This window comes from Actinomadura latina NBRC 106108, from assembly GCF_001552195.1.
Lineage (GTDB): Bacteria > Actinomycetota > Actinomycetes > Streptosporangiales > Streptosporangiaceae > Spirillospora > Spirillospora latina.
Genome location: NZ_BCQS01000040.1, coordinates 22,907 through 47,731 on the forward strand (window position 1 = coordinate 22,907; position 24,825 = coordinate 47,731).

20 protein-coding genes are annotated in these 24,825 nt (G+C 72.8%); 8 read left to right on the top strand and 12 right to left on the bottom strand.

Annotation, left to right across the window (positions count from 1 at the left end):
* Nucleotides 1-343: 343 nt before the first annotated feature.
* The 5 genes from AL2_RS33140 (at nt 344) to AL2_RS33160 (ending at nt 5,261) form a co-directional block, all read left to right on the top strand.
* Complete coding sequence (locus tag AL2_RS33140; RefSeq protein WP_067640730.1) at nt 344-1,138, top strand: ABC transporter ATP-binding protein; 795 nt, start codon at nt 344-346, stop codon at nt 1,136-1,138.
* A complete protein-coding gene (locus AL2_RS33145) occupies nt 1,135-1,986 on the top strand; it encodes an ABC transporter ATP-binding protein (RefSeq protein WP_067640732.1) in 852 nt (283 codons plus the stop codon). Before AL2_RS33140 ends, AL2_RS33145 begins: the two co-directional genes overlap by 4 nt.
* Nucleotides 1,983-2,873 (top strand): branched-chain amino acid ABC transporter permease, encoded by an 891-nt coding sequence (locus tag AL2_RS33150; RefSeq protein ID WP_067640734.1) that lies wholly within the window; start codon nt 1,983-1,985, stop codon nt 2,871-2,873. Before AL2_RS33145 ends, AL2_RS33150 begins: the two co-directional genes overlap by 4 nt.
* Nucleotides 2,866-3,942: a branched-chain amino acid ABC transporter permease gene (locus AL2_RS33155; RefSeq protein ID WP_067640736.1), complete on the top strand. Its 1,077-nt coding sequence runs from the start codon at nt 2,866-2,868 to the stop codon at nt 3,940-3,942. Before AL2_RS33150 ends, AL2_RS33155 begins: the two co-directional genes overlap by 8 nt.
* A 71-nt stretch (nt 3,943-4,013) precedes the next feature.
* Nucleotides 4,014-5,261, top strand: coding sequence for an ABC transporter substrate-binding protein (locus AL2_RS33160; RefSeq protein ID WP_067640738.1), 1,248 nt, complete (start codon nt 4,014-4,016; stop codon nt 5,259-5,261).
* 190 nt (nt 5,262-5,451) lie between these two features.
* On the opposite strand, the gene AL2_RS33165 is transcribed toward AL2_RS33160, so the two are convergent.
* Genes AL2_RS33165 through AL2_RS33200 form a run of 8 tightly spaced genes read right to left on the bottom strand, consistent with a single transcriptional unit; the run spans nt 5,452 to nt 13,389 of the window.
* Nucleotides 5,452-5,841: an HTD2 family dehydratase gene (locus AL2_RS33165; RefSeq protein ID WP_067640740.1), complete on the bottom strand. Its 390-nt coding sequence runs from the start codon at nt 5,839-5,841 to the stop codon at nt 5,452-5,454.
* The gene (locus AL2_RS33170; protein WP_067640742.1) at nt 5,838-6,329 is read right to left on the bottom strand and encodes an FAS1-like dehydratase domain-containing protein; all 492 of its coding nucleotides are present in this window, start codon (nt 6,327-6,329) and stop codon (nt 5,838-5,840) included. Before AL2_RS33170 ends, AL2_RS33165 begins: the two co-directional genes overlap by 4 nt.
* Nucleotides 6,326-6,736 (bottom strand): Zn-ribbon domain-containing OB-fold protein, encoded by a 411-nt coding sequence (locus tag AL2_RS33175; protein ID WP_067640744.1) that lies wholly within the window; start codon nt 6,734-6,736, stop codon nt 6,326-6,328. Before AL2_RS33175 ends, AL2_RS33170 begins: the two co-directional genes overlap by 4 nt.
* A gap of 25 nt (nt 6,737-6,761) precedes the next feature.
* Nucleotides 6,762-7,910: a thiolase C-terminal domain-containing protein gene (locus tag AL2_RS33180; RefSeq protein ID WP_067640746.1), complete on the bottom strand. Its 1,149-nt coding sequence runs from the start codon at nt 7,908-7,910 to the stop codon at nt 6,762-6,764.
* Nucleotides 7,907-9,049, bottom strand: coding sequence for an acyl-CoA dehydrogenase family protein (locus tag AL2_RS33185; protein ID WP_083947153.1), 1,143 nt, complete (start codon nt 9,047-9,049; stop codon nt 7,907-7,909). The genes AL2_RS33180 and AL2_RS33185 overlap by 4 nt, the downstream gene beginning before the upstream one ends.
* A 17-nt stretch (nt 9,050-9,066) precedes the next feature.
* Nucleotides 9,067-11,172, bottom strand: a complete 2,106-nt coding sequence (locus AL2_RS33190; RefSeq protein WP_067640748.1) for an acetate--CoA ligase family protein — start codon at nt 11,170-11,172, stop codon at nt 9,067-9,069.
* A gap of 7 nt (nt 11,173-11,179) precedes the next feature.
* Complete coding sequence (locus AL2_RS33195; protein WP_067640750.1) at nt 11,180-12,328, bottom strand: acyl-CoA dehydrogenase family protein; 1,149 nt, start codon at nt 12,326-12,328, stop codon at nt 11,180-11,182.
* A gap of 5 nt (nt 12,329-12,333) precedes the next feature.
* A complete protein-coding gene (locus tag AL2_RS33200) occupies nt 12,334-13,389 on the bottom strand; it encodes an alcohol dehydrogenase catalytic domain-containing protein (RefSeq protein ID WP_067640752.1) in 1,056 nt (351 codons plus the stop codon).
* A gap of 235 nt (nt 13,390-13,624) precedes the next feature.
* Here AL2_RS33200 and AL2_RS33205 point away from each other — a divergent pair, with 235 nt between their 5' ends.
* From AL2_RS33205 to AL2_RS33210, 3 genes are all read left to right on the top strand, one after another.
* Nucleotides 13,625-15,154, top strand: coding sequence for an acyl-CoA synthetase (locus AL2_RS33205; RefSeq protein ID WP_067640754.1), 1,530 nt, complete (start codon nt 13,625-13,627; stop codon nt 15,152-15,154).
* A gap of 70 nt (nt 15,155-15,224) precedes the next feature.
* On the top strand, nt 15,225-15,344 hold the full coding sequence (locus AL2_RS36920; protein ID WP_245667101.1) for an SDR family oxidoreductase: 120 nt from the start codon (nt 15,225-15,227) through the stop codon (nt 15,342-15,344).
* A gap of 25 nt (nt 15,345-15,369) precedes the next feature.
* Entirely contained in the window at nt 15,370-17,340 is a 1,971-nt protein-coding gene (locus tag AL2_RS33210) for an alpha-ketoacid dehydrogenase subunit alpha/beta (protein WP_067640756.1), read from the top strand.
* 4 nt (nt 17,341-17,344) lie between these two features.
* Here the strand turns inward: AL2_RS33210 and AL2_RS33215 are convergent, their stop codons facing one another.
* The 4 genes from AL2_RS33215 to AL2_RS33230 form a co-directional block, all read right to left on the bottom strand.
* Nucleotides 17,345-18,043, bottom strand: coding sequence for a TetR/AcrR family transcriptional regulator (locus AL2_RS33215; RefSeq protein WP_067640758.1), 699 nt, complete (start codon nt 18,041-18,043; stop codon nt 17,345-17,347).
* 106 nt (nt 18,044-18,149) lie between these two features.
* On the bottom strand, nt 18,150-19,472 hold the full coding sequence (locus tag AL2_RS33220; RefSeq protein ID WP_067640761.1) for a metal-dependent hydrolase family protein: 1,323 nt from the start codon (nt 19,470-19,472) through the stop codon (nt 18,150-18,152).
* 154 nt (nt 19,473-19,626) lie between these two features.
* A complete protein-coding gene (locus AL2_RS33225; RefSeq protein WP_067640763.1) occupies nt 19,627-23,889 on the bottom strand; it encodes an nSTAND1 domain-containing NTPase in 4,263 nt (1,420 codons plus the stop codon).
* Between the two features lie 180 nt (nt 23,890-24,069).
* Complete coding sequence (locus tag AL2_RS33230) at nt 24,070-24,789, bottom strand: NUDIX hydrolase (protein WP_067640765.1); 720 nt, start codon at nt 24,787-24,789, stop codon at nt 24,070-24,072.
* Nucleotides 24,790-24,825 lie beyond the last annotated feature (36 nt).

Genomic DNA, 24,825 nt, shown 5'->3' on the forward strand with positions numbered 1-24,825 from the left:
CGCGATGCGCAGGCCGCCGCTCAATCGTGGCAGGGCTCCGATCCGGGTGGCGAACCCGGGCGATGACCTTGTCGGTGATCGGCGCCGCATCCCGAGGGCGTCGAGGCTGTATCGGCTCCGTTCGCAGAAGCCCTGCGGATCGCGCCCCCTCCGAAGAGGGCCGCCGCGCCCCCTTGTCGTGGCGGCGGGCGTGGCCTTAAAGTGCACTCTACGGTTTTATAGACCGAGTGGTATGTAAAACGTCTGCCGCAGTTATAGGAGGTCAGACGGTGCCGGTGCAGTCGCCCCGCGTTCTGCTCGATCGGCTCGTGGAAGCTCGTCCCGGGCGGAATCGGAGGTCCTGATGCTCGATATCGACCGGCTTCTCGTCACCTACGGGGCGCGCGAACCGGTGATCAAGGAAGTGTCCCTGCAGGTCGGAGACGCTGGAGTGGTCGCGCTCCTGGGCAGCAACGGAGCCGGCAAGACGACTCTGATGCGGGCGATCTCCGGAACCCTGCCGCTGTACGGCGGGGCCGTGCGAGGCGGCTCCATTCGTTTTCTAGACCGAGCTGTCGAGAAGTCGAGCCCGGCGGCGATCGTGCGGAGCGGGCTCGTCCAGGTGCCGGAGGGGCGGCACGTCTTCGCGGCGTTGAGCGTCGCCGAGAACCTGGCCGCCGGGGCGCTCCCCGTCAGGTCGCGGACGGAGCGGGAGAAGTCGAGGAGGCACGTGCTCGACCTGTTCCCGCGGCTCGCCGAGCGGCTGAAGCAGCCCGCGGGCACGCTCTCGGGCGGCGAACAGCAGATGCTCGCCATCGCCCGGGCGCTGATGTCGCGGCCGAAACTGCTCCTGCTGGACGAGCCGTCGCTCGGGCTCGCGCCCAGGCTCGTGCAGGTCATCGCCGAGACGATCCAGAACATCAGCGGGGAGGGCGTCCCCGTCCTGCTGGTCGAGCAGAACGCGGCGATGGCGCTCTCCCTGGCCCGGTCGGCGTACGTGCTCGAACTGGGCCGGGTCGTGCTGGAGGGCGCGGCGGACGAGCTGGCCGGCAGCGACGAGGTCCGCCGCCTGTACCTGGGGGAGTCGGCGGGGGAGTCGGCGGGCGAGTCCGGCCGGGTGGCCGCTCCGGTGCCCGCCCTGAGCAGGTGGGGCGGATGACGGCGCCGAGGCTGCGCATCGAGGGAGTGACCGTCCTGTTCAGCGGGCTGCACGCCCTGGACGAGGTGTCCTTCGAGGTCGAGCCGGGAACGGTGCACGCCGTGATCGGGCCGAACGGCGCCGGCAAATCGTCCCTGCTCAATGCGCTGTGCGCCATCTATCCGGTCACGTCCGGACGTATCTACGTGGGGGACCACGAGGTCACCGGGCTGCGCCCCGACCGCGTGGCGGGCCTGGGCATCGCCCGGACGTTCCAGAACATCGTGGTGTCGCCGGGCGAGTCGGTGTTCGACAACCTGATGGTGGGACGGCACCGGCTGACCCGCACCGGAGTGATCGGCGCGGCCTTCGGGCTGGGGCGCCGGGAGGAGCGGGCGCACCGGGAACGCGTCCGGGAGATCGCCGGGTTCGCCGGCCTGTCGGACAAGCTGGACGCCCCGGCGTCGCGGCTCTCCTACGGCGACCTCAAGCGGCTGGAGTTCGCGCGGGCGCTGTGCCTGGAGCCGCGCCTGCTGATCCTGGACGAGCCCGTCGCCGGCATGAACGCGGCGGAGAGCGCCCGGCTCGGCGACCTCGTCTCCGCGGCGCGGGACGCGCTCGGCCTGACGATCCTCTTCGTCGAGCACGACATGGGCGTCGTCATGTCGATCGCCGACCGCGTCACCGTCCTCAACTTCGGCCGGGTCATCGCGGACGGCACCCCCGCGGAGGTCCGCCGCGATCCCGAGGTGATCGGCGCCTACCTCGGCGGCGACCCGGCGCGGCCGGCGGCCGGTACCGGGGAACCCGCGCCGGAGTCCGCGGCGGAAACCGCGGCCGGCAGGCTCACGGAGAGGCCCTCCTCATGACCAATCTGCTGGAGCTGGCGGCGAACGGCGTGTCGCTCGGGCTCCTCTACTCGATGATCACGCTCGGCTTCGTCGTGGTGTACAAGGCGACGCGGGTGGTGAACTTCGCCTATCCCGCGTTCATGCTGACCGGGGTCTTCCTGGTGGCCGCGGCCTCACCGGAGATCGGGTTCGCCGCCGCCGCCGCGCTCGGGCTGGCCGTCACGGCGCTGCTGACACTGCTGTCGGAGCGGCTCCTGGTGTCGCGGGTCAAGGGCGGCGACCACCACGGCATGGCGATCCTGACGATCGGCCTCAACATCGTGATCCTGGCGGAGGTGAGCCGCCGGCTGCACGAGCGCGTGCTGCCGCTCGGCGCGCCCTGGGACGGGCACGTGGTCCGCCTGGGGCCGCTCACCCTCCCGCTCACGGTCATCATCACGGTGATCCTCATCCCGCTGCTGATCGCCGGGCTGGCGCTGCTCCTGCGCACGACCGGTCTCGGCCTCGCGATCCGGGCGTCCGTGGAGGACGCCGAGGGCGCCACCCTGGTCGGGGTCCGGCTGCGGCGCGTGTCGGCGGGCGCGTGGGCGGTGTCCGGGCTGCTGGCGACGGTCGCCGGGATCGGGCTCGCCTCGTTCCCGAGCCCCGGCGTCAGCCTGAGCATGGAGGCCGTCGCCCTCACCGCGTTCCCCGCCGCGATCATCGGCGGCATGGACTCGCTCGGCGGCGCCGTCGCGGGCGGCCTCACCGTCGGCATGGTCCAGGTGCTCATGGCGGGCTACCAGGACGAGCTGTCGTTCCTCGGCCTCGGCCTCGGGGACGTCGCCGCCTACGTGGTCATGCTCGCGATCCTGCTCTGGCGGCCGTCCGGGCTGTTCGGGGCCAAGGAGGTCAGTCGTGTTTGAGGTGATCACCCGGCGCCGGGCGCTGATCGGCACCATCGTCCTGGCGGCCGTCCTGCTCGTGCTGCCCCTGTACGTCGGCGGCTTCTGGCTGCGCATCGGCCTGTTCGCGATGGCGGCGGCGATGGGCGCGATCGGCCTGACGCTGCTGTTCGGCGCGGCGGGGCAGCTGTCGCTCGGCCACGCCTTCTTCATCGCGATCGGGACGTACGGCTACGCCTACCTGTCCGGCGACGACCAGGGCCGGACCCAGGGGCTCGGCCTGCCGCCGCTGCTCGCGGCGGTGCTGGCGGTGCTGCTCGCGGGCGTCGCCGGGCTCATGTTCAGCCCGGTGGCGGGCAGGCTGCGCGGACTGTACCTGGGGATCGCCTCGCTCGGCCTGGTCTTCCTCGGCCACCATCTGCTGCTGAACCTGCCGTCGGTGACCGGCGGCTACGACGGCCGCTCGGTGACGCCGTTCTCGCTGGCCGGGCACGAGTTCTCCGACGCGTCCGGCCTGGTGGTGGCGGGCGTCCCGTTCGGGGACGTCGAGCACCTCTGGTACCTGTTCCTCGCCCTGATGGCGGGCGGCGTGCTGGTGGCGCACAACGTGCTGCGAGGACGGCCCGGCCGGGCGTACCGCCTCATGCGCGACAGCGAGATCGGCGCGGCGTCCATGGGCGTCGACGTACGGCACGCCAAGGCGTCCGCGTTCGTCCTGTCCTCGATGTTCGCCGGGCTGGGCGGGGTCATGACCGCGCTGGCCTTCCAGCGGGCGATCCCCGACTACTTCGACCTGATGCTGTCCATCGACGTCCTGGTCATGGTCGTCCTCGGCGGTCTCGGCTCGGTCGGCGGGGCCATCGCCGGGGCGACCCTCGTCACCGCGCTCCCGCTGGTGCTGAGCAGGTACGCGGACGCGCTGCCGCTCGTCGTCGCCGGCGGGCAGAGCGGCGGCCTGGACGCCTCGATCGCCGCGAAGTTCGCCTACGGGTCCCTCGTCATGATCGTCGTGCTGCGGCACGGCCGGTCGATGCGGCCCTTCCGCGCGGTGCGCCGCGGCCCCGCCACACCCGAACCCGCGGCCGCCTGAGCGCGCCGTCCACGAAAAGCCCACCCCCACGAACCCTTCGTGGCTCGCCTGTGTTCCGAGGAGGAGCAGCCATGTCCAGAATCTCCCGAAGAAGGGTGACGGCGGGAGTCGCCGCCATCGCCCTGACCCTGTCCCTGTCGAGTTGCTCGACGCGCGGTGGCGGCGGCGACGACGCCACCACCGGCGTCGACAAGGACACCGTCAAGTTCGGCGTCCTGGTCGACCTGTCCGGGCCGCTGGCGGGCAGCGGCAAGACCATCCTGCAGTCCCACCAGATGGCCGTCGAGGAGATCAACAAGGCCGGCGGCGTGTGCGGCCGGAAGATCGAGCTGGTCGTCCGCGACAACGGCTACGACCCGCAGAAGGCCGTCACCGCCTACGACGAGATCGAGCCGCAGGTGTTCGGGTTCCTCAACATCTACGGCTCCGCGGTGATCACGGCGCTCCGCGACAAGATCGGCCAGAACGGGGTGCTGTCCGGGCTGACCAGCTTCTCCTCCGAGCTGCTGGGCGACGAGCATCTGATCGTGATGGGGTCCACCTACGACATCCAGATGATCAACGGGGTGGACTGGCTGGTCCGCCACGACAAGATCAAGAAGGGTGACAAGGTCGGCCACATCTACCTGCAGGGCGACTTCGGCGGCAACAGCTACAAGGGCAGCCAGTTCGCGGCGAAGCAGCTCGGGCTCACCCTGATCGGACAGCAGATCAAGCCGAGCGACAGCGACCTGACGAGCCAGGTCAACGCGCTGAAGGCGGCCGGGGTGAAGGCCGTCCTCATCGACGCCACCTCCAAGCAGACGGCCTCGGCCGCGTCGGTGATGAAGGCGACCGGCCTGGACGTGCCCATCATGGGCAACGTGTCGTCCTGGGGGACGAGCATCCTGTCGACCTCGGCGAAGTCGGCGATGATGGGGCGGTACCAGCGGATGAGCCCGATGGGCTCGCTCGGCGGCACCGCCGAGGCCAACAAGAAGCTGGCCGCCGACTGGAAGGCCAAGTACGGGGCCACGCGGCCGGAGTCCGACTACGCGGTGGTGCACGCCTACACGCTGACCCACCTCTACACGAAGATCGTCTCCGGCGCCTGCGACGACCTGACCAGGCCCGGCCTGCTCAAGGCGCGGGCGAAGGTCACCGACTTCGAGATGCCGGGGCTGCTGCCGCCGCAGGACCTGTCGGACCCGGCGCAGCCGACGACGCGGGAGAGCCAGGTGCAGCAGATCGATCCCGACGCACTCGCCGGCCTCGGCGTCAAGGAGGACTTCCGCGCCTCCGACACCGCCAACGCCTACAAGGTCGGCGCCGCGGGCTGACCCGTCCGCCGCGAGAACCCCGGCCCATCCCGTTCGATCCACGGGGTGGGCCGGTTCCCGTGCGGGGTGCTCAGGCGGGCCGGCGCACCGGGAACGACCTCGGCCCGTCCCGTGTGCTCCACGGGACGGGCCGATTCAGGTGCGGGACTACGGGACTACGGGACTGCGGGACTGCGGGGGGGCCGGGGCGTCAGCCGGGCGGACGGGCGTGCGCGGCCGCCACGCAGTGCCGCTCGCCGTCCGGTGAGGCGACCCACAGTTCGAGGGACGCCTCGGGCGGCCCCTGGACGACCCGGCCGCCGACGGCGAGCTCGGCGCCGCAGAAGGCGGGCCGCACGTTGCGGTACTCGATCGACTCGACCCGCAGCCCCGCCCGCCGCGCCCAGGCTTCGGCGAGTTCCAGCAGCCAGGAGCCCTGCAGAGGGCCGGGCACGACGACGCCCGGGTAGTCCTCGACCTCCCGGCAGTAGTCGGCGTCGTAGTGGACGCGGTGCGGGTTCCACGTGGCGGCCGAGAAGGCGAACAGCTGCACCGGGCCCGGTGTGACCGTGAACCCCTCGACCGGCGGCGCCCCGCTCATCGCAGCACTCGCGCATACGTCTCGGACACGACGGCCTCCCCGAACTGGTCGGTGTATTCGAGCGAGTAGGACACCAGGATCAGCGGCCCGGACCGGCCCCGCTTCTCCTGGATGCCGCTGATCGAGGTGGTGAGCGTGATGACGTCGCCGGCCCGGATCCGCCGGTGGAACCGGGCCCTGGTGTCCCCGGCCATGATCTTGGACGCCCGGCTCGGCGGCGTCAGCCCCGGCGACACCCCGTCGGCGTTGAGCTCGTCCAGCGGCACGAGGTTCTGCGACTGGAGCCGGATCGCGACGTAGAACCCGAGCGGAGCCACCACGTCCGGATGGCCCTCCCTCTTCGCGGCCCCGGCGTCGAAGTGGACCGGGTCGCGGGCCCCGATGGCGAGCGCGAACCTGGCGATGTCGGCCCGCGCGACCGGGTACGGGGCAGCGGTCACGGTCCGCCCGACCCAGGACATGGTCGTGTCGTCGAGCAGGCTCGTCACCGGCTCTCCTCCCGTCCGGCCGGGGCGGGCGTCCAGACGGGCCGCCGCCCGCCCGCGGGGGAGCCGGCGAACGTCCAGCGCACCGGCATCCCGATCGCCAGCTCCGCGGCCGGCGCGGCGATCCGGCCGATCATCCTGATGCCGGCGCCGGGCAGGGCGATCATGCCGACCGGGTACGGGACGGCGTCCTGGAAGCCCGCCAGGCGGGTGTGCGCCACGACCGTCCAGGTGAACAGCTCGCCGGCGTCCGGCAGCCGCTCCCAGGACGTGTCGGGGCAGCCGCAGCGCGGGCAGGCCGGCCGCGGCGGCCAGCACATTCGCGCGCAGCCGCCGCAGCGCTGGGCGCGCAGTTCGCCGGCCGCGAGGCCCTCCCGGTATCCGGCGAGGTCCGGGTGTCCGTCGGTCACCTCGGCTCCCTTCTCGTTGTGCGGATCAACTGGCCGCCAGCAGGGCGAGGGCGCCGTCGCCGAGGTCGCCCCAGCCGGTGACGGCCGCCACCCGGGCGCCGCCGACCTGCCGCGCGCCGCACGCGCCGCGCAGTTGGCGCACCGCTTCGACGACGTGGCTCATCCCCGCCGTGTGGGCGTGCGACAGCAGCCCGCCGTGCGGATTCACCGGCAGCGGGCCCGTGCGGGCGATGTTCCCGTCGAGGACGAACGGGCCGCCCTCGCCGCGCGGGCAGAAACCGGCCTCCTCCAGCTGCTGGATCACCTCGAAGGTGAAGCAGTCGTAGATGAGCGCCACGTCCACGTCCCGCGGGGTCAGCCCGGCGGCGCCGAAGGCGCGGGGCGCGGCCCTGGTCAGCCCGGTGCCGAAGATGTCGGCCCGGCCGCACAGGTCGTCGGGGGAGTCCGGATGGCCTTCGGCCGCCGCCAGGATCGACACCTGCCGCGCACCGTCCGCCGCGCCGGCCGCGGACACGATCACGGCGGCGGCGCCGTCGGTCTCCAGGCAGCAGTCGAACAGCAGGTACGGGTCGGCGATGACCCGGGAGGAGAGGTAGTCCTCGCGGGTCAGCGGCCTGCCGTGCATCTGCGCGGCCTCGTTCAGCTGGGCGTTCGCCCGCATGGTCAGCGCCACCTCGGCGAGGGCGTCCCTGCTCGTGCCGAACTCGTGCATGTGCCGGCGGCAGATCATCGAGTACCACTGGGCGGGGGTGCTGAGCCCGTGGACCTCCTCCAGCTCCTCCCGGAAATGGCGTCCGGCGAGGTGGGCGACCCGCTTCTCGACGCGCGTCCCGGACCGTCCGTTGCGGGCGACGAACACCGCCACGTGCTCGGCCTGCCCGGACTCCACGGCCATCGCCGCGAGCCGCAGCCCGGCGATCGCGCTCGCCCCGCCCAGATGCGGGACGGCGGTGAAGGTGACGTCCGGGAGCCCGAACACCGAGATCACGTCCTCGGCCGCCGGCCCCATGGGGTACGGGACGACGCCGCCGATGCGCGCCGGGTCGATGCCCGCGTCGGCGGCGGCGGCCGAGACGGCCTCGAAGGCCAGCCGGGTCGTGCTGCGCCCGCTGGCCTTCGAGAACTCCGTCTCCCCGACCCCGCTGACGACCGCCGTCCGAGGCGCGCCGGTCACAGGCCCAGGCTCTTCGCGAGCAGGTTCCGCTGGATCTCCGACGACCCGCCGCCGATCTCGCCGAGCTTGGCGTCCCGGAAGTGCCGCTGCATCGGCGTCTCCATCGTGTAGCCGAGGCCGCCGAGGATCTGCAGGCCGTCGTGCGCGGCCTTCATGTACGCCTCCGACGCGACGAGCTTGGCCAGCGACGCCTCCCGCCGGCAGGGCAGCCCCTCGTTCAGCATCTCGCCGACCCGGTAGGTGGCGAGGCGAGCGTGGTCGATGGCGATGTGCATGTCGACGAGCTTGTGCCGGATCACCTGGAACGACGAGATCGCCCGCCCGAACTGCTCGCGCTCCCCGGCGTAGGCGGCGGCGTAGTCGAAGGCGTCCTGCGCGGCGCCGACATACGCGGCCGCCAGGGTGAAGCGTTCCACGTCGAGGGAGTGCGTGATGACCTCCCACCCCTGGCCCTCCGCGCCGAGCAGGCAGCTCGCCGGGACGCGGGCGTGGTCCAGGGAGATGTTGAACGTCGGGTTCGTCCAGATCCCGAGCTTCCGCATCTCGGCGAACGTGATCCCCTCCGTCTTCGGGTCGACGAGGAAGACGGAGATGCCCTTGTGCTTGTGCTCCCCGGTGCGCGTCACCAGGATGATGTGGTCCGCGATGGCGGAGCAGGTGCTGAAGTGCTTGGTCCCGGTGAGGACGTAGTGGTCCCCGTCCCGTTCCGCGCGCGTCGACACGGCGGCGGCGTCGCTGCCCGCGCCCGGCTCCGACAGGGCGATGGCCAGCAGCAGCTCGCCGGACGCGAGGCCCGGCACGATCGCCGCGCGCTGCTCCGCGCTCCCGTACCGCAGGATCGTCTCGCCGTAGCCGGTCACCTTGAAGTAGTTGCTGGCCAGGGAGTACGACACCTTGCCGAGCTCCTCGGTGACGAGCCCGAGCAGCGTCCCCCAGCGCGGGTCGCGCTCGCCGGTCTCCTCGTCGGGGAACGCGATGCCCATCCAGCCGGTCGCGCCGAGCTTCCTCATCAGGTCGGCGGGGTAGGTGTGGGCCTGGTCCAGCTCGTCCCAGTGCCCGGGCGGGCATTCGCGGCGGACGAAGTCGCGGACGGCCGAGCGCAGCGCGAGCTCCTCGTCCGTCAGATACGGCATCACCATGCCGGTAACCACCTCTCTCAAGATCGGGAATCGGCGAGCTCGACGAGGCTGTCGGCGATCGTCGCCGTGCCGTCGCCCGCCACGATGACGGGGTTGCACTCGATCTCGCGGATGCGCGGGAGCCGGGCGACCAGCCCGCTCAGCCGCGCGATCACCGCGCACAGCGGCCCGAGATCGGTGTCGCGGCCCCGGTAGCCGGACAGGACGCGCCCGACCTTCGTCCGGGCGAGCAGCTCGCGGGCGGCGTCCGGGCCGATCGGCGCGGCCATCGCCCACAGGTCGCCGATCAGCTCGGCCTGCACCCCGCCGGAGCCGGCCAGCACGACGGGCCCGTAGGCGGGGTCGTGCCGGGCGGACAGCAGGACCTCGACGCCGCGCGGCGCCATCTGCTCGACCGTCCACCCCTCGATGGCGATCCCGGGGACGCGCTCCCGCGCGGCCGCCGCCGTGGCGCGGACGGCCTCGCGCAGCTCGTCCTCGTCCCGGACGTCCAGGACGATGCCGCCGATCTCGGTCTTGTGCCGGACCCCCGCGGCCTGCAGCTTCACGGCGACGGGGAACGCCACCGCGGAGTCGAGGGCGAAGCCGTGCTCGGCGTCCGGGCCGAGGACGGCGGCGGCCGCGATCGGCAGTCCCGCCGACCGCAGCAACTCGCGGGACTGGGACTCGGTGAGGAATCCGCCGCCGTCCGGCGCGAGGCCCGCGAGGTCGGGGAGCGGGCCGTCGTCGGCGGCGTCCTCCGCGCGGACCGGCCCCGGCCGGCACAGCGCCCTCGCCACGCCGACCGCGTTCGCGAGCGTCGGGCTCACCGGCACCGGGCCGGCCGCCAGGACGGGACGCACCGCCTCCGGGCACGCCTGCCAGACGAGCTGGTTCGGCTTCGCCAGCTTCGGCGCCGCCTCGATGAGCGCCGCGGCGATGGCGGGGGCGTGCTCCCCGCCCGCCCCCATAAGCGTGATCAGCTGGCCCACGCCCGGGTCGCCGGCGAGGGCGCCGAGCGCGCCGACCATGATCGACGGGTCGTAGACGGCCCCGGCGGTGGTGTCGGTCGGGTTCCCCGGGACGACGAAGCCGGGCAGCGCGGCGCGCAGCCGCTCCACCGTCTCCGGCGCCGGCTCGGGGATCTCCAGGCCCGCCTCCGCCAGCCGGTCGGCGGTGATCACACCGGCTCCACCGGAGACGCTGACGATCCCCACCCCGGGCGCCCGCGGCTCGCCGTGGCCGAGCAGCACGGCGACCGTGCCGAGCAGTTCCTCCGGCGTGTCGGCGGTGAAGGCCCCCGCGTTCGCCGCGAGCATCCTGGTCAGCACGTTCGACGACGCCATGGCCGCCGTGTGCGAGGCCGCGGCGCGCGAGCTGGCTGCGCTCTCCCCGGCGGGCAGCAGCACGACCCGCTTGCCCAGCGAGCCGGCGAGCGAGATCGCCTCCAGCAGCGCGCGGCCGTCGTCCGTCCCCTCGATGTAGAGGGCGATGACGTCGATCTCCGGATCCCGGGCCAGGTGCGCGACGAGGTCGCCGGCGGTCAGGACCAGCTCGTTGCCCGTGCTGAACATGTACCGGAACGGCGTCCTCGGCTTGGCCATGCCGGTCAGGTAGGAGCCGATCGCGCCGCTCTGGACGATGAGGGCCGCGCGCCCGACCTCGTCCGCCGCGGGGACATGGCCGCCGATGACCGTCCCGAACGTCAGGTGGACGCCGGACGCGAAGTTGAAGACGCCCAGCGAGTTCGGGCCGAGCACGGTCAGTCCCCGCTCCAGCGCCAGCGCCTTCAGCTCCGCTTCGCGGGCGCGCCCCTCCTCGCCCGCCTCGGCGAATCCCGAGCTCAGGACGAGGAAGCTGCCCGTGCCGCAGTCGGCGGCCTCCCGTACGACGTCCGACACCGCCCCGGCCGGGACGGCGACGACCACCACGTCCGGGACCTCGGGCAGGCTCGCGACGCTCGCGTGGAAACCGTCATGGCCGGCGTACCGGTTGTTCACGGCGTACGCCGCGGGCGGAGCGGCCGCGGCGCGCAGGTTCGCCAGCACGGTGGTCGCTGGCCCCTTGCGGGTGGGTGAGGCGCCCACCACCGCGACGCTCCGCGGCGCGAGGACGCGGGCGAGCCCGCTGCGGTCGCCGTTCATCGGCCTCCTATCGGGTGAGGGCGCGGGCGATGACATTGCGCTGCACCTCGTTGGTTCCCTCGCCGATCTCCAGGATCTTGGCGTCGGCGTAGAAGCGGGAGATGTCGGACTCGCGGATGTAGCCGTACCCGCCGTGGACCTGCACGCTCTGCGAGGCCGCGCGGTTCGCGACCTCCGACGCGTACAGCTTGGCCATCGCCGCCTCGGTGGCGTGCGGGCGGCCCTGGTCGGCGAGCCAGGCCGCCTTGTAGACGAGGCCGCGCGCGGCCTCGTACTCGGTGGCGATGTCGGCGAGCTTGTGCGCGACCGCCTGGAAGTCGACCAGCGGGCGGCCGAACTGCCGGCGGGTCCTGGCGTGCTGGACGCCGAGCCGCAGCGCCGCCGCGGTGAGCGACAGGCCGAGCGCGGCGACGCTGATGCGCCCCTTGTCCAGGACGGCGAGGAACTGCCGGAGCCCGTTGCCCTCCTCGCCGATGAGGTGGTCGTCCGGCACGAAGCAGTCGGCGAAGACCAGTTCGCGGGTGTCGAGGGCGTGCCAGCCGAGCTTCTTCAGCCGGTTGCCCTTCGTGTAGCCGGGGGTGCCGTCCGGGACGAAGAACGTCGCGTAGCGCTTGCGGCCGTTCTCGCCCGTCCCGGTCACGGTGAGGACCGTCACGCCGAGGCTGATGTCGGTGCCCGCGTTGCTGATGAACATCTTGGTGCCGTTGAGGACCCAGCCGCCGTCGGCGCGCTCCGCGCGGGTGGTGATGCCCGCCGCGTCCGAGCCGGCGGACGGCTCGGTCAGCCCGAACGCGCCGAGCCGCTCCCCGGACGCCAGCGGGCGCAGCCAGCGCTCCTTCTGCTCGGGCGTGCCGAACGCGGCCAGCGGCAGGCTGGCGATGGTGGAGTGCGCGTTCCAGGCGGCGGCGACCGACTGGTCGGCGGCGCCGAGCTCCTCCATGACGGCGACGTAGGCCACCATCCCGGCGCCGGTGCCGCCGTGCTCCTCGGGGACGAGCATCCCCATCAGCCCGAGATCGGCGAGCCGGCCGAACACGGGGGAGGGGAAGTGCTCGTCCTCGGACCAGCGCGCCGCGTGCGGCGCGATCTCCTTCGCGGCGAAGTCGCGGACCGTGCGCTGCAGGTCGCTGATCTCGGGGGGCAGGTCGAAGTTCATGGGGGTCACGGTGCCTTCGGGGTCAGGAGCGCCTTGAGGTGGCCGCCGCGGCCGGCGGCCAGGTCGGCGAACAGCCCGGGGCCCTCGGCGAGCGGGAAACGGCCGGTGATCATGAGGGAGGGGTCGAGGGCGCCGCCGGACATCAGGTCGACGATCCGGCCGACGTCGAAGTTGTAGCCGAGGCTTCCGGCGACGGTGCGCTCGTAGAACGTCAGGGCGGTCAGGTCGAGCCGCGCGGGACGGTCGCCGATGCCGGCGAGGACGATGCGGCCGCCGCGGCGCGCCGAGTCCACGGCGGCCACCGCCAGATCGGGCAGCCCGGTGGCCTCCACGACCACGTCCGGCCCGACCCTGCCGGTGCGCAGGTAGACCTCGCGGCGCACGTCGGCGGCGGCGGGGTCGTACGCCTCGGTCACGAGGCCGGCGATCCGCTCCCGGCGCGCGGCGACCGGCTCGCTGACGTAGAGGCCGGCCGCGCCGGCGATCCGCGCCGCGAGCACGACGGCGACGCCGATCGGCCCGGCGCCGAGCACGAGCACGTGGTCGCCGGGGCCGACGCCGCCGCGCCGGACGGCGTGCAGGCCCACGGCCAGCGGCTCGGCGAGCGCGGCGAGGTCGTCGGGGACGCCGTCCGGGAGCCGGACGAGCCCGGCGGCGGGCACGGTGGCCCGCTCGGCGAAGCCGCCGGGGGAGGCCAGGCCCACCGAGCCGCCCTTGGGGCAGATGTGGTACTCGCCGCGCCGGCACCAGCGGCACTCGCCGCACCGCCAGCAGGGGTCCACGGCCACCCGGTCCCCGACCTCGACGCCGGGGACGGGGGCGCCGAGGGCCAGCACCGTGCCGCTCATCTCATGGCCGAGCGCGAGCGGCGGGCGGTGGCCGGTCAGCGGATGCGGCCCGGGCCTGATCATGTGCGGTCCGGAGGTGTACTCGTGCACGTCGGTGCCGCAGACACCGCAGTGGGCGACCTCGATCAGCGCCTCGCCGGGGCGGGGCGGCGGGGGCTCCGGAACGTCCTCCAGGCGCAGGTCGCGCGGTCCGTGCCAGCGCAGGGCCCTCATCGCACCTCACAGGATTAGTTTCGTCTACCGATCGGTCAATGAAATCCCCATGGTCATCCGACTGTCAAGGCCAGAGCAGGTAAACGGGCCTCACCGAGGTGCCGGGACGAGACGGGTTCGCGGTCTTGTCAGGGGTTGTCTGCGCGGTTTAGGGTGCCGTCCACGCGGTTTTATATACCGGTCGGACTGATTAACGGGCCGGCCGTCGGACGATCCCGGAGGAGAGGCCCCGCCGATGTACAGCCTCGCGAGCGTTCTCGACCAGCACGCGCAGCGGCGCCCCGGCAAGACCGCGGTCGTGGACGGCGACCGGTGGTTCACCAACCGGGAGCTCCTGGCGCGCGTCGACGCGCTGGCGCACGGCCTGCTCGACCTCGGCGTCGGCCGCGGCGACGTGGTCGGGCTGCTGCTCTACAACCACGCCGAGTTCCTGGAGGCGGTGCTCGCGGCCGGCCGGATCGGCGCGGTGTTCCTGCCGCTCAACTACCGGCTCGCCCCCGCCGAATGGGAGTACATCCTCGGCCACGCGGGCGCCCGCGCGATCATCACCGAGAGCGAGTTCGGCGCGGCCGTCGAGGGCCTCGCGCTGCCCGAACTGCGCCACCGCATCACCCTCGACGGGCCCGCCGGCCCGTCCTGGACGCGCCTTCCCGACCTCGTCCAGGCGAACCTCGGCCGCACCGTCCCGCCCGCCGACCTGGCCGAGGACGACCTCCAGCGGCTCATGTACACCTCGGGCACCACCTCGCGGCCCAAGGGTGTCAAGATCACCAACGGGAACGTGAACTACAAGAACCTCGGGCAGATCATCCAGCTCGGCCTCACCCACGCCGACATCACGCTCGTCTGCGGCCCGCTCTACCACGTCGGCGCGCTCGACCTTCCCGGGCTCGCGACCTGGCACGCCGGCGGGAGCCTCGTCGTCCAGCGCAAGTTCGACGCGGGCGAGGTGCTGCGCGCCATCGAGCGCGAGCGGATCACCAACGTCTGGCTCGCCCCCGCCATGATGAACGCGGTGCTCGGATCGGAGGAGCTCGGCCGGTGCGACACCTCGTCCGTGCGGTTCATCGTGGGCGGCGGGGAGAAGATGCCCGAACCCCTGGTGCGCCGCATCCTGGACGCGTTCCCCAACGCCTGGTTCGCCGACGCCTACGGCCTCACCGAGACCGTGTCCGGCGACACCTTCCTCGACCGGGAGCACACCCTCGCCAAGCTCGGCTCCGTCGGCCGCCCGATCCCGCACGTACGGGTGCGGGTGGTGGACGAGGACGGCCGGGACGCGTCCACGGGAACGCTCGGCGAGATCGTCCTGCGCGGTCCCAAAGTGTGCGCCGGGTACTGGCGCGACGAGGCCGCCACCGAGCGGGCGTTCCGCGACGGCTGGTTCCACACCGGCGACATCGGGCGGCTCGACGAGGACGGCTTCCTCTACATCGAGGACCGCAAGAAGGACATGATCGTCTCGGGCGGCGAGAACATCGCCACCCCCGAGGTCGAGCGCGTCCTCTACGAGCACCCGGCCGTGCTGGAGGCCGCCGTGGTCGGCCTGCCCCACGAGCGCTGGGGCGAGGTGCCGCGCGCGTTCGTCGTGCCCCGGCCGGGGGAGACGGTGTCGGCCGAGGAGATCCAGGAGTTCTGCCGCGCCCGGCTCGCCCGGTTCAAGGTCCCCGCCCGCGTGGAGATCATCGGCGAGCTGCCGCGCACGCCGTCCGGCAAGGTGCTCAAGCGGCTGCTCCGCGACCGTCCCGCGCCGGCCGCCCGATGACCGCGCCCGGGACGCGTCCGGCTCCATCGTCAACCTCAGCTCCGTCCACGCCACCTCCGGCGCCGTCCCGGTGGGACGCGTCGGGGACGCCGCCGAACTCGCCGGCGCCGCGGTGTTCCTCGTCGGCGACGGCGCCCGGTACATGACCGGCTCGACCATGACCGTCGACGGCGGCTGGACCGCCCGGTGACCGCCACCGAACCAGGAAGGACGCCATGACCGGCTCCCGGCCCGACCTCCCCGACCTCTTCGAACTGCACCGCAGGATGCGGCGGATCAGGCGTTTCGAGGAGCGCGCCGCCGAGCTGTACCGGCGATCGGAGGTGCCCGGGTTCGTCCACCTGTCGATCGGGCAGGAGGCGAGCGCCGTCGGCGCGTGCGCGCCGCTCGACGAGCGTGACGTCATCACCTCCACGCACCGCGGCCACGGCCACTGCCTGGCGCGCGGCCTGGACACCGGGTCGATGTTCGCCGAGCTGATGGGCCGGGAGACCGGCACCTGCCGCGGGCGCGGCGGCTCCATGCACATCGCCGACCCCGGGCTCGGCGTCTTCGGCGCCAACGGCATCGTCGGCGCCGGGCTGCCGATCGCCGTCGGCGCCGCCACGGCCGCGTCCCTGCGCGGCACCGGAGGCGTCGTCGTCGCCTTCTTCGGGGACGGCGCCGTCGCGCAGGGCATGTTCCACGAGGCGGTCAACCTCGCCGCCGTCCAGGACCTGCCGGTGCTGTTCATGTGCGAGAACAACCACTACGCCGAGTTCTCCAGCGCCGCCGACCAGCACCGGGCGCCGCTCTCCGCCCGCGCCGCCGGGTACGGCATCGGCTACGAGCACGTGGACGGCAACGACGTCGCCGCCGTGACCGACGTCGCGGCGTCGGTGGTGGAGCGGCTGCGCGGCGGGGCCGGGCCCGTCCTGGTGGAGGCCGAGACCTACCGCTGGCACGGCCACTACGAGGGCGATCCCGAGCGGTACCGGTCACCGTCCGAACTGGAGGCCTGGAAGAAGCGCGACCCGCTGCTCGTGTCGCGCCGCCGCCTCGCCGCGGCCGGTGTGGACGCCGCGGCGATCGACGCGGCCGAGGCCGAGATCGAGGCGGAGATCGAAGCGGCCGTCGAGGCCGCTCGCTCGGCACCGGAACCCGCCCCGTCCAGCCTGTTCGACCACGTCTCGGCGCCCCGCCCGGCCCTGCCCGAGCCGCCGCCGGCGACCGGCGAGGACTTCCGCACGATGGACGCCGTCAAGTCCGCCCTCGAACACGAGCTGACCGCCGACCCCGACGTGTTCGTCGCCGGCATCGACGTCGCCGCCGGCGGCAACGTCTTCGGGCTGACGCGCGGGCTGGCCGAGCGCTTCCCCGGCCGCGTCCGGGACATGCCGATCTCCGAGACCGCGATCGTCGGGACCGCGGTCGGCGCCGCGATGGCCGGCCTGCGGCCGATCGTCGAGATCATGTACATGGACTTCATCGGCGTCTGCTTCGACCAGCTGCTCAACCAGGCCGCCAAGCTGCGGTTCATGACCGGCGGCCGGGCGAGCCTGCCGCTCGTCGTCCGCACCCAGTTCGGCGCCGGACGCTCCTCCGGCAGCCAGCACTCGCAGAGCCTGGAGGCACTCCTCGCGCACGTGCCGGGCCTCACGGTCGTGATGCCGTCGACACCGGCCGACACCTACGGCCTGCTCCGCGCCGCCGTCCGCGACCCGAACCCCGTCGTCTTCGTCGAGAACCGGCTCCAGTACGGGAGCAAGGGGCCGCGTCCGCCCGCCGACCACCTCGTCCCCATCGGGAAGGCGAAAGTGGTCCGGGAGGGGCGCGACCTCACCCTGGTCTCCTACTCGCGGATGGTGCACGACTGCCTCGCCGCCGCCGGCACCCTCGCCGCCGAGGGCGTCGACGTCGAGGTCATCGACCTCCGCACGGTCGCGCCCCTCGACCGGGAGACGGTGCTCGCCTCGCTCGCCAAGACGAACCGCCTCGTGATCGCCCACGAGGCCGTCCGGGACTTCGGGGTCGGGGCCGAACTCGCGGCGATGGCGGCGAACGAGGGCTTCTGGCACCTGGACGCACCGGTCGTCCGGGTCGCGCCGCCGCCGATGCCCGCCCCCTACGCCCCGTCCCTCGAACGGCTCTGGCTGCCGGACGCCGGCGCCATCGCCGAGACCCTGCGCCAGGTCGCGGCGGTCTGAGCCGTCATGCCCCCGGCTCCTCGCCCTCCACCGGATCCAGGACGATCTCCGGGTACTGCTCGCGGAACTTCAGCACCCGCTCCTCCAGATCGTCCACCGGACCGGGCCCGGCGCGGAAGCCGGTGAACAACGTCGCGCAGTACTCGCGCGACAAATACTGCGCGTCCCAGCTGCCATCGGGCCTGACCCATTGGTAGGTGTGGTTGTGCATATTCAGGAATTGCAGCATCGCCAGCCGCGGATTCATCTCCCGGAATTCTCCGGCGTCCATGGCCTCGGCCAGCAGATTGGAAATGATCCCCTCGAACTCGCCGCGCTGCCGCAGCAGCCGCGTCCGGTTGTCGCCGCCCAGCATCCGGTAGTCGTGCTCGTAGACCCAGATATGGTCGAGCCGCCGCAGGATGATGGACAGCAGCGCCTCCGACAGCAGCCGGAGCCGCAGCACCGCGTCCACCTCCAGCCGGGCGATCCGCCGGGCGGTCCGCAGCAGCGGCCGCATTACCCGCGACTGGATCTCGACCAGCAGGTTCTCCTTCGAGCCGATGTAGTAGTAGAGGGCGCCCTTCGTGAGCCCGGCCGCGCCGCCGATCTCGTTGATCCCGGTCGCCGCGTACCCCTTCCGGGCGAACAGTTCGGCCGCCCGGTCGATGATCTCCTGGCGTTTGATCTCATATCCCGGGCCATGGCCTGGAGGGCGGGGCATCGCGTTCCCAGTTTTCTCGCTCGGCGCAGACGAGGTCGTTTCGCGCCCTCGTTATCGATGGAAACAAGATAATACCCGCCACCGCCCATTACCGGTAAGGCGACCGTCAGGGCAGTGTGTTCTTGTGGACGCGGCCGTCCTTGATGATGACCTTCAGGTTGGCGGCCGGATCGGCCAGCGGCCGCAAGTCGCGGACGGGGTCGCCGTCGACGAGTAGCAGGTCGGCCCACGCCCCTTCGGCGATGACGCCCAGGTGGGCCACGTGGGGCCCGTTCCCGTAGGCGGCCACGTCGGAGGCGGCCGGGTTCTGGTACGGGTCGCGCGGGCCCGACCTGCGGAAGAGCTCGGCGTTGCCGGAGGTGGCGATCTTCAGTCCCGCCAGCGGGTCCCCGGCCAGCCCGGCCAGGCGGGCGAGCATGTCGCTCTGCCTGGTGCTCGCCGCCGGGTTCAGCATCAGGTCGGTGCCGAAGGCGATCCGCACGCCGTGCTTGAGCGCCCAGCCGAAGACGCGCTCGACGCCGGCGCAGACCTGCCGGTTCTTCGCGGCCGACGCCGGGTCGGGGTAGTAGTGGTCGTCCTCGGCGAACGGCTGGGTGCACAGCCAGACATCGTTGTCGGCCATGAACCTGATGTCGTCCTCCCCGGCCAGGTGCCCGTGCTCGATCACCTGGACGCCCGCCTCGACCGCCCGGCGGATCCCGGCCCCGGTGTAGACGTGGACCGCCACATAGGTGCCCCAGTCCGCCGCCGCCAGCACCCCGGCGCGCAGCTCGTCCGGCGTGTACTGCAGGACGTCCAGGTGGTCGTAGGCCGAGGCGACGCCGCCGCCGGCCATCATCTTGATCTGCGCGGCGCCCTTCTTCAGCTGCTCGCGGACGCCCGCGAGCACCTGGGCGGTGCCGTCGGCGATCCGCATGAGTCCGAGCTGCTCGGCGCGGGTGGCGGTTCCGCCCAAGGGGGTCGGCACGTCGTAGACCATGCCGAAGTCGCCGTGCCCGCCGGTCTGCGACAGGCCCGCGTGGCTGGGGTAGATGCGCGGGCCGGGCAGCGCACCCGTGTCGATCATTCGCTTGAGGTCCCCGGTGTCGCCGGCCATGTCCCGGACGGTGGTGAACCCGCGCATCAGCATCGCCTCGGCCTCGGCCGCGCCCCGGAGGTACCCCAGGCCCGCGCCGCCGAGCATCAGCTCGCTCTGCGTGGCGCCGGCCAGGATGAGGTGCACGTGGGCGTCGCTGAGCCCGGGGATGAGGGTCATCCCGCGTCCGTCGATGACGGCCGCGGCATCGCCCGCGGGCGGCTCCCCGTCCCCGACGGTCTTGATCTTGGTTCCTTCGGTCACCACGTGCCCGGTCCGGATCCGGTCGCTCAACCCGTCGAAGATCCGCACGTCACGGAGCACGATCGCGCCGGCGGCCCGCTGCTCGCTCACGAGTGCCCCGTGCCCGCTGCGCGGACGGTGAGCGGACCGGCGCGAAGACTTTGCCAGTGTTTGCCGAGCACCTGAAGCCGGCGGGCCACCGAGCCGAAGACGAGTCCGGAGTATCGGCGTCTGCAGCGGTGGAGGCGGGCGGTGGAAGCGTCGCCTACGCGTGCGGGCAGATGTCCTCGGTGCGGCTTCCCGGGGGGAGTGCCTTGCGCTCGGCGGCGGTGAGGTCGCGGCCCACGATCCGGCACAGGTGTTCCGCCCAGCGGTCGGGGCTCAAGGGGATCCGGGCGAAACCCTGATCGAACCAGGCGAAGAGGGTGGTGCGATCGCGAGAGAGGGCCGGGGCGCTCGCGGACGCGCCGAGGGCGAGGTCGGCGGCCGGGGCGCGCCGGGCCAGATCCCAGATCTGGACGCGACCGTCCATCCCGATGATGCTCTGGTCCTCGTCGATGAACAGCACGCTCGCGCCGGGGGCTGCGCCCGCCCTCAGGACCTTCAGCGGCCTCCGGATCGAGCGCCGTTCATCGACGTCCCAGACCTGCAGCGATCCGTCGGCCGACACGATCGCGAGCAGCCGTCCGTTCGCGCTGAAGCGCAGGCTCCGGATCCGGCCCGCGGCGTTGACCGGCAGGCTCGCCACGTGGTCGCCGCGCTCGAGGTCCCAGAGTTCGACGTCGCCTCCGACGTCGAAGGCGAACTGGTCGCTGCGCGGGCGGGCCGAGCAGACGCCGGTGTCGGCGAGCCTGCTCAGGTGCGACGCGTCCCGGTAGGGCCTCGTCGGGTCCCCGGGCGTGCCGGTGCGGAGGTCGATCCGGCTGATGGAGCCGCCGTACATCAGCGCGACCGCGTCGGGGTCGGAGGTTTCGGCCACGCAGTGGGCGGAGAAGGCCTGGTCCGAAGGCTGGACGCCTGGAGCCGGGGTGAGGGGCGTCCGGGCGAGGATGCGCAGCGACGGTATCTCGCGCACGGACAGCCGCCTGGCGGTCCGGCTCAGGCTGAGGAGTCGCCGGCCGTCCGAACTGAAGCGGATCGGCTCCTCGTCGTCGGGGTTGGCGGCATGCGCGATCTCGTCGTTGCCCGTGGTGTCCCACAGCCGCAGGCGCGACGACGCCGACCCGGTGGCCGCGAGACGCAGATCGCCGCTGAGGACCGGGCGGGGGACCGCGCCCCACTCCTCATCCTCATCGGCCGGCGCGAAACGGGACGCGTCGACGTCCGCCACGGCCACTGCCGAGCCCAGGTTGGCGACCAGCCGCGTGCCGTGTCCGGTGCCGACGCCGGTGCGGTGACGGCTTGCCGAGGCAGCGGGGACGACGGTGGCGGCGGTCTCGCCCGTGTCCATGTCCAGCAGCGAAATGCGGCTGTTCGGCGGCGCCCCCGGTGCGCCGGCGAGAAGGATCCGGCCGGTGTGGTCGATGACCTCGGGCATGCAGGAGCTGTGGCGAGGGGCGGCATGCCGGTCGCGTTCGCGCAGTGTCGCCAGATCCCAGCGAATGAACGTGTGGTCCGCACACGTGACCGCGGTGCGCCCATCGCCCGAGACGGTCGTTTGGGCGGGCCCGCCCGGGATGGGCACGCGGGTCGCCTTGCCCGTCCCGACGTCCACCCGGGCGAGCTCACCGTCCGAGACCACGATCAGGGTGTCGCCGTCCGGCCCGAACCACACGGTGCTGAGGTCCCGGCGGATCACGCCCGAGGGGATGGGGACGGCCGTCCCGCGTTCGAGGTCCCACAGGCGGGAATCGCGTGACCGGTGCACCAGCAACCGTGTGCCGGTCGCATCGAAGCGAAGCTGCCCCGGACCCGTTCGCGCGAGGTCGCGTTCGAGTTCCATCGTGCTGCCGTCCGGTCGCCAGACGAGCAGTCGCCAGGTGGCGGCGTCCAGGGCGGCGAGGAACCGCCCGTCCGGGCTGAGAGTGATGGATTGCAGACCGCGGTCGATGTACCGGACGGCCGTCGGCGGCCCGCCCAGCCGCCAGGTCGCCGTCCTGGCTCCGCCGCTGGCGGCCGCGGTGCGGCCGTCGGCGCTCACGGCGATCCGGCTGATCGGGCCGACGCGGGGAATGATCAGGCGGTCGACGTCCCGGTAGAGCATGTACTGCTCGGAGAGGTTGGCCAGGACCTCCGGACCGGGACTGGTCCGGTACGCCGCCACGGACAGCAGCGCCGCCGTGTCCACGTCCGTGCCGGACGCCTCGCGCACCTCGCTGACGAGCAGATGTGCGGCGTTGGCGCGCAGCTGGTCGCTGAGCTCCCCGGTGCGCTGCTGGAGGAGTACGGCGAACGTGCTGGTGAGGAGGAGCAGGGTCACGACCGTGGCGAGGACGGCCCGCACGGTGTTGGTGCGCCATCGGGCGCGCCGCCGGCTGACCGCGATGAAATCCCGCTCGGCGCCGGTGATGTCGCCCGGATGGTCGCGCGCCCACCGGACGGCGTCGGCGAGCCGCGGGCCGCGCAGGAGTTCGGCCCGCTCCATGCTCTGGCGCAGGTCTTCCTGCCAGGTGCGGAAGTCGCCCTCCTCGCGCAGCCAGTCGCGTAACCGCGCCCAATGGGTGGCCAGGGCGGCGTGCGCGAGGTCGTAGGTCGGGCGGCCGTCGGCGTCCGCCCCGGTGACCACCAGCCGGGTCGCGGCGAGCCGCCGCGCGACCGGCGGTACGCCGGGTCCGAGGTCGGCCGTGCGGGCGGTGCGGCGGATCGCCTCATCCTGATCGCCGGGCCGCACCATCTGTATGAGCAGCCCACGCGCGTGGGCGCGTTCGGCGTCGTCGAGCTCATGGCTCCAGACGCGCTCGGCGTAGCGGGCCAGCGCGCCCTCGACCCCGCCGAACTCGTCGTACGCGGTGTGCGTGAGAGACCAGCCGTCGTGCTCCTCCCACAGCAGCGTCAAAGCGAACTGCATCAGCGGGAGGGCGCCGGGAGCGGCGGCGGTGGAGGCGAGGACGCGGTCGGCGAGCCCGCGTTCGAAGACCACGCCGGTGGACTTCACGGGGCCTTCGATGGCGGCGCGCAGCTGTGCCGTCCCCAGCGGCGGAAGCAGGGTGACCGAATGGTCGGCGGGTTTCCCGAAGCCGAGGTGGTGGAGGGCGGTGTCGAGCGTCTCGGTCCGCAGCGTCACGACCACGTGGACCGGAAGCGGACTCTCCGCGAGGCCGGTCAGCAGGCCCGCCAGTTCCCGGGCGGCCGGGGCGTTCCTGGCCAGGAACTCGTCGAACTGGTCCACGCAGACGACGAGGCGCGCCGGCCCGGTCCGGGCGAGCACGTCCGCGGCGACCTCCTCCAGCCGGCCCGCGGTGATCGCATCCGCCAGCGTCGCGCGGCGTCCGAGCGTCTCCACCCGGCCGAGCTCCGGCTCCAGCAACGGGAGGAGGGCACCGGCCAGCGAGATCGCGGCGGGGACATCGGGCAGCGGACGCAGCGCGGCGACGGCCCACTCGCGGCCGCGCAGGCGCGGCACCAGCCCGGCGTGCAGGAACGAGGACTTCCCGATCCCCGACCGGCCGGCGACGATGGTGAATCTGCGGTGCTCCAGGCGTCCGGTCAGCTCGTCGGCCATCTCGTCCCGGCCGAAGAAGACCTCGGCGTCCCGTTCCCGGAACTCCGCCAGGCCCCGGTAGGGGCACGGCAGGCGGCTCATCGGGGTCGCGGGGGAGTGCCCCTGGCAGATCCGGGCGGCGAGGGCGGCCGCGAAAGCCGCGGCCCGGTCGGCCGCCATCGTCTGGAAGCCGGCGGCGTCGGTCTTGCGCTTGTCGCCGCTCGCCGTGTCGCTGACCGCCCGGACGGTCACCGCGCGGTGGAAGTCCTTGCGGTGCGCGGCCTCGGCGACACCGGCGCTCTCCATGTCTATGGCCACCGCGCCGCCGTAGTGTCTGGCGAGCAGATCGGCGATGGGCGATGTACGGGAGTCCAGCACCACCTCACCGGACACCACCGGCTTGACGTGCACCCTGGGCGCCGGGTGGTCGTCCGCGTCGTCCACGGCGTCGGCCCAGGCGCCCTCCCGGGCCACCTCCCGGGCGAGCTGCTCCAGGCCGTGCGGCAGCGGCCAGCTGCGCGGGCGCGGATGGAATCCACCGCTGTCCTCGCGACCGCCGTGGTAGGCGTGGACTTGGCTCGCCACCACGACGTCGCCGATGGCGACCTCGTCTGCCAGACCGCCGGCGATCCCGACGCACAGCAGCGCCTTGGGGCGGAACTCCTCGATCGCTCGGCCGGCCAGGGTGGCCGCGCCCAGGTTGCCCATCCCGATCAGTGTCAGCGCCACCGAGCATTCCGTGCCGCGCAGCACACCGAGGCTGTAGCGGGTTCCGTCGGCGTCCTGATGCTCGCGGACGCGAGTCAGCCGTTCGGTGAACGCCCGGTGCTCGAGTTCGATCGCGGTGAGCACCACGATGTCGGCGCTGAAGTCCGGTGACCCTGCCATGGCCTGACCCCTGATCGCTTCAGCGCCCGGCCGGCCGGCGTCTGCGACCGGCATGGAAGACGCCCGGAAATCGTCGATGTGGCGAGACCTACCGTACAAGTCCGGATTACGCCCGCTGAAGGCACGACCGGGGCGGCGGTGGCCACGATCGGGACGCCGGGACGCTCGCCGGCGCCGGCCTCAGCGGAGATCGCCGTCGATGCCCGTCCGCAGCACCGGAGGGTACAGCGTCGTCGCCGGTCCGCCGCTGTAGAGGGCCGCGGGCCGGCCCGTTCCCGGTCGCCTCTTGCCGCCCGTGGGCACCACGAAACCTTCGGTTCTCCGGATCTTCCGGCTGAAATTGCGCTCGTCGAGAGGCCTTCCCCAGACGACCTCGTACACCTGCCGGAGCTCGCCGATGGTGAACTCCTCCGCGCAGAACGCCGTGGCCAGCGTGGTGTATTCGAGCTTGCTCCGGGCCCGTTCGACCGCGTCCTCGACGATCTGAGCGTGGTCGAACGCCAGTGCGTCCGGCGGCGACGTCACCCTGTCGAGCGGCGTCCAGCGGGCCTGGCGGGCGTCCGACCCGGCGACCGGCTCCGACAGGCTCGGTGCGATGGCCAGATAGGCGACGGAGATGACATGGCCGCGCGGGTCGCGGTCGGGGCGGCTGTAGGCATGGACTTGTTCGAGGTGCAGCCGGGAGCCGTTCAGCCCCGTCTCCTCATGCAACTCCCGGCGCGCCGCGTCGTCCAGCTTCTCGCGTCCTCGCAGGAACCCGCCGGGCAGCGCCGGCACGCCCAGATACGGCTCCTTGCCGCGTTCGATCAGCAGCAGTTGCAGGCGCGACTCGCGCACGGTCAGGATCACCACGTCGACCGCGACGCGTGGTGCGGCATAGGGCGGTCTGGCGGCGGTCACAGCCGGGAGTCTAACTTAATGTCTCCTTGACAGAAA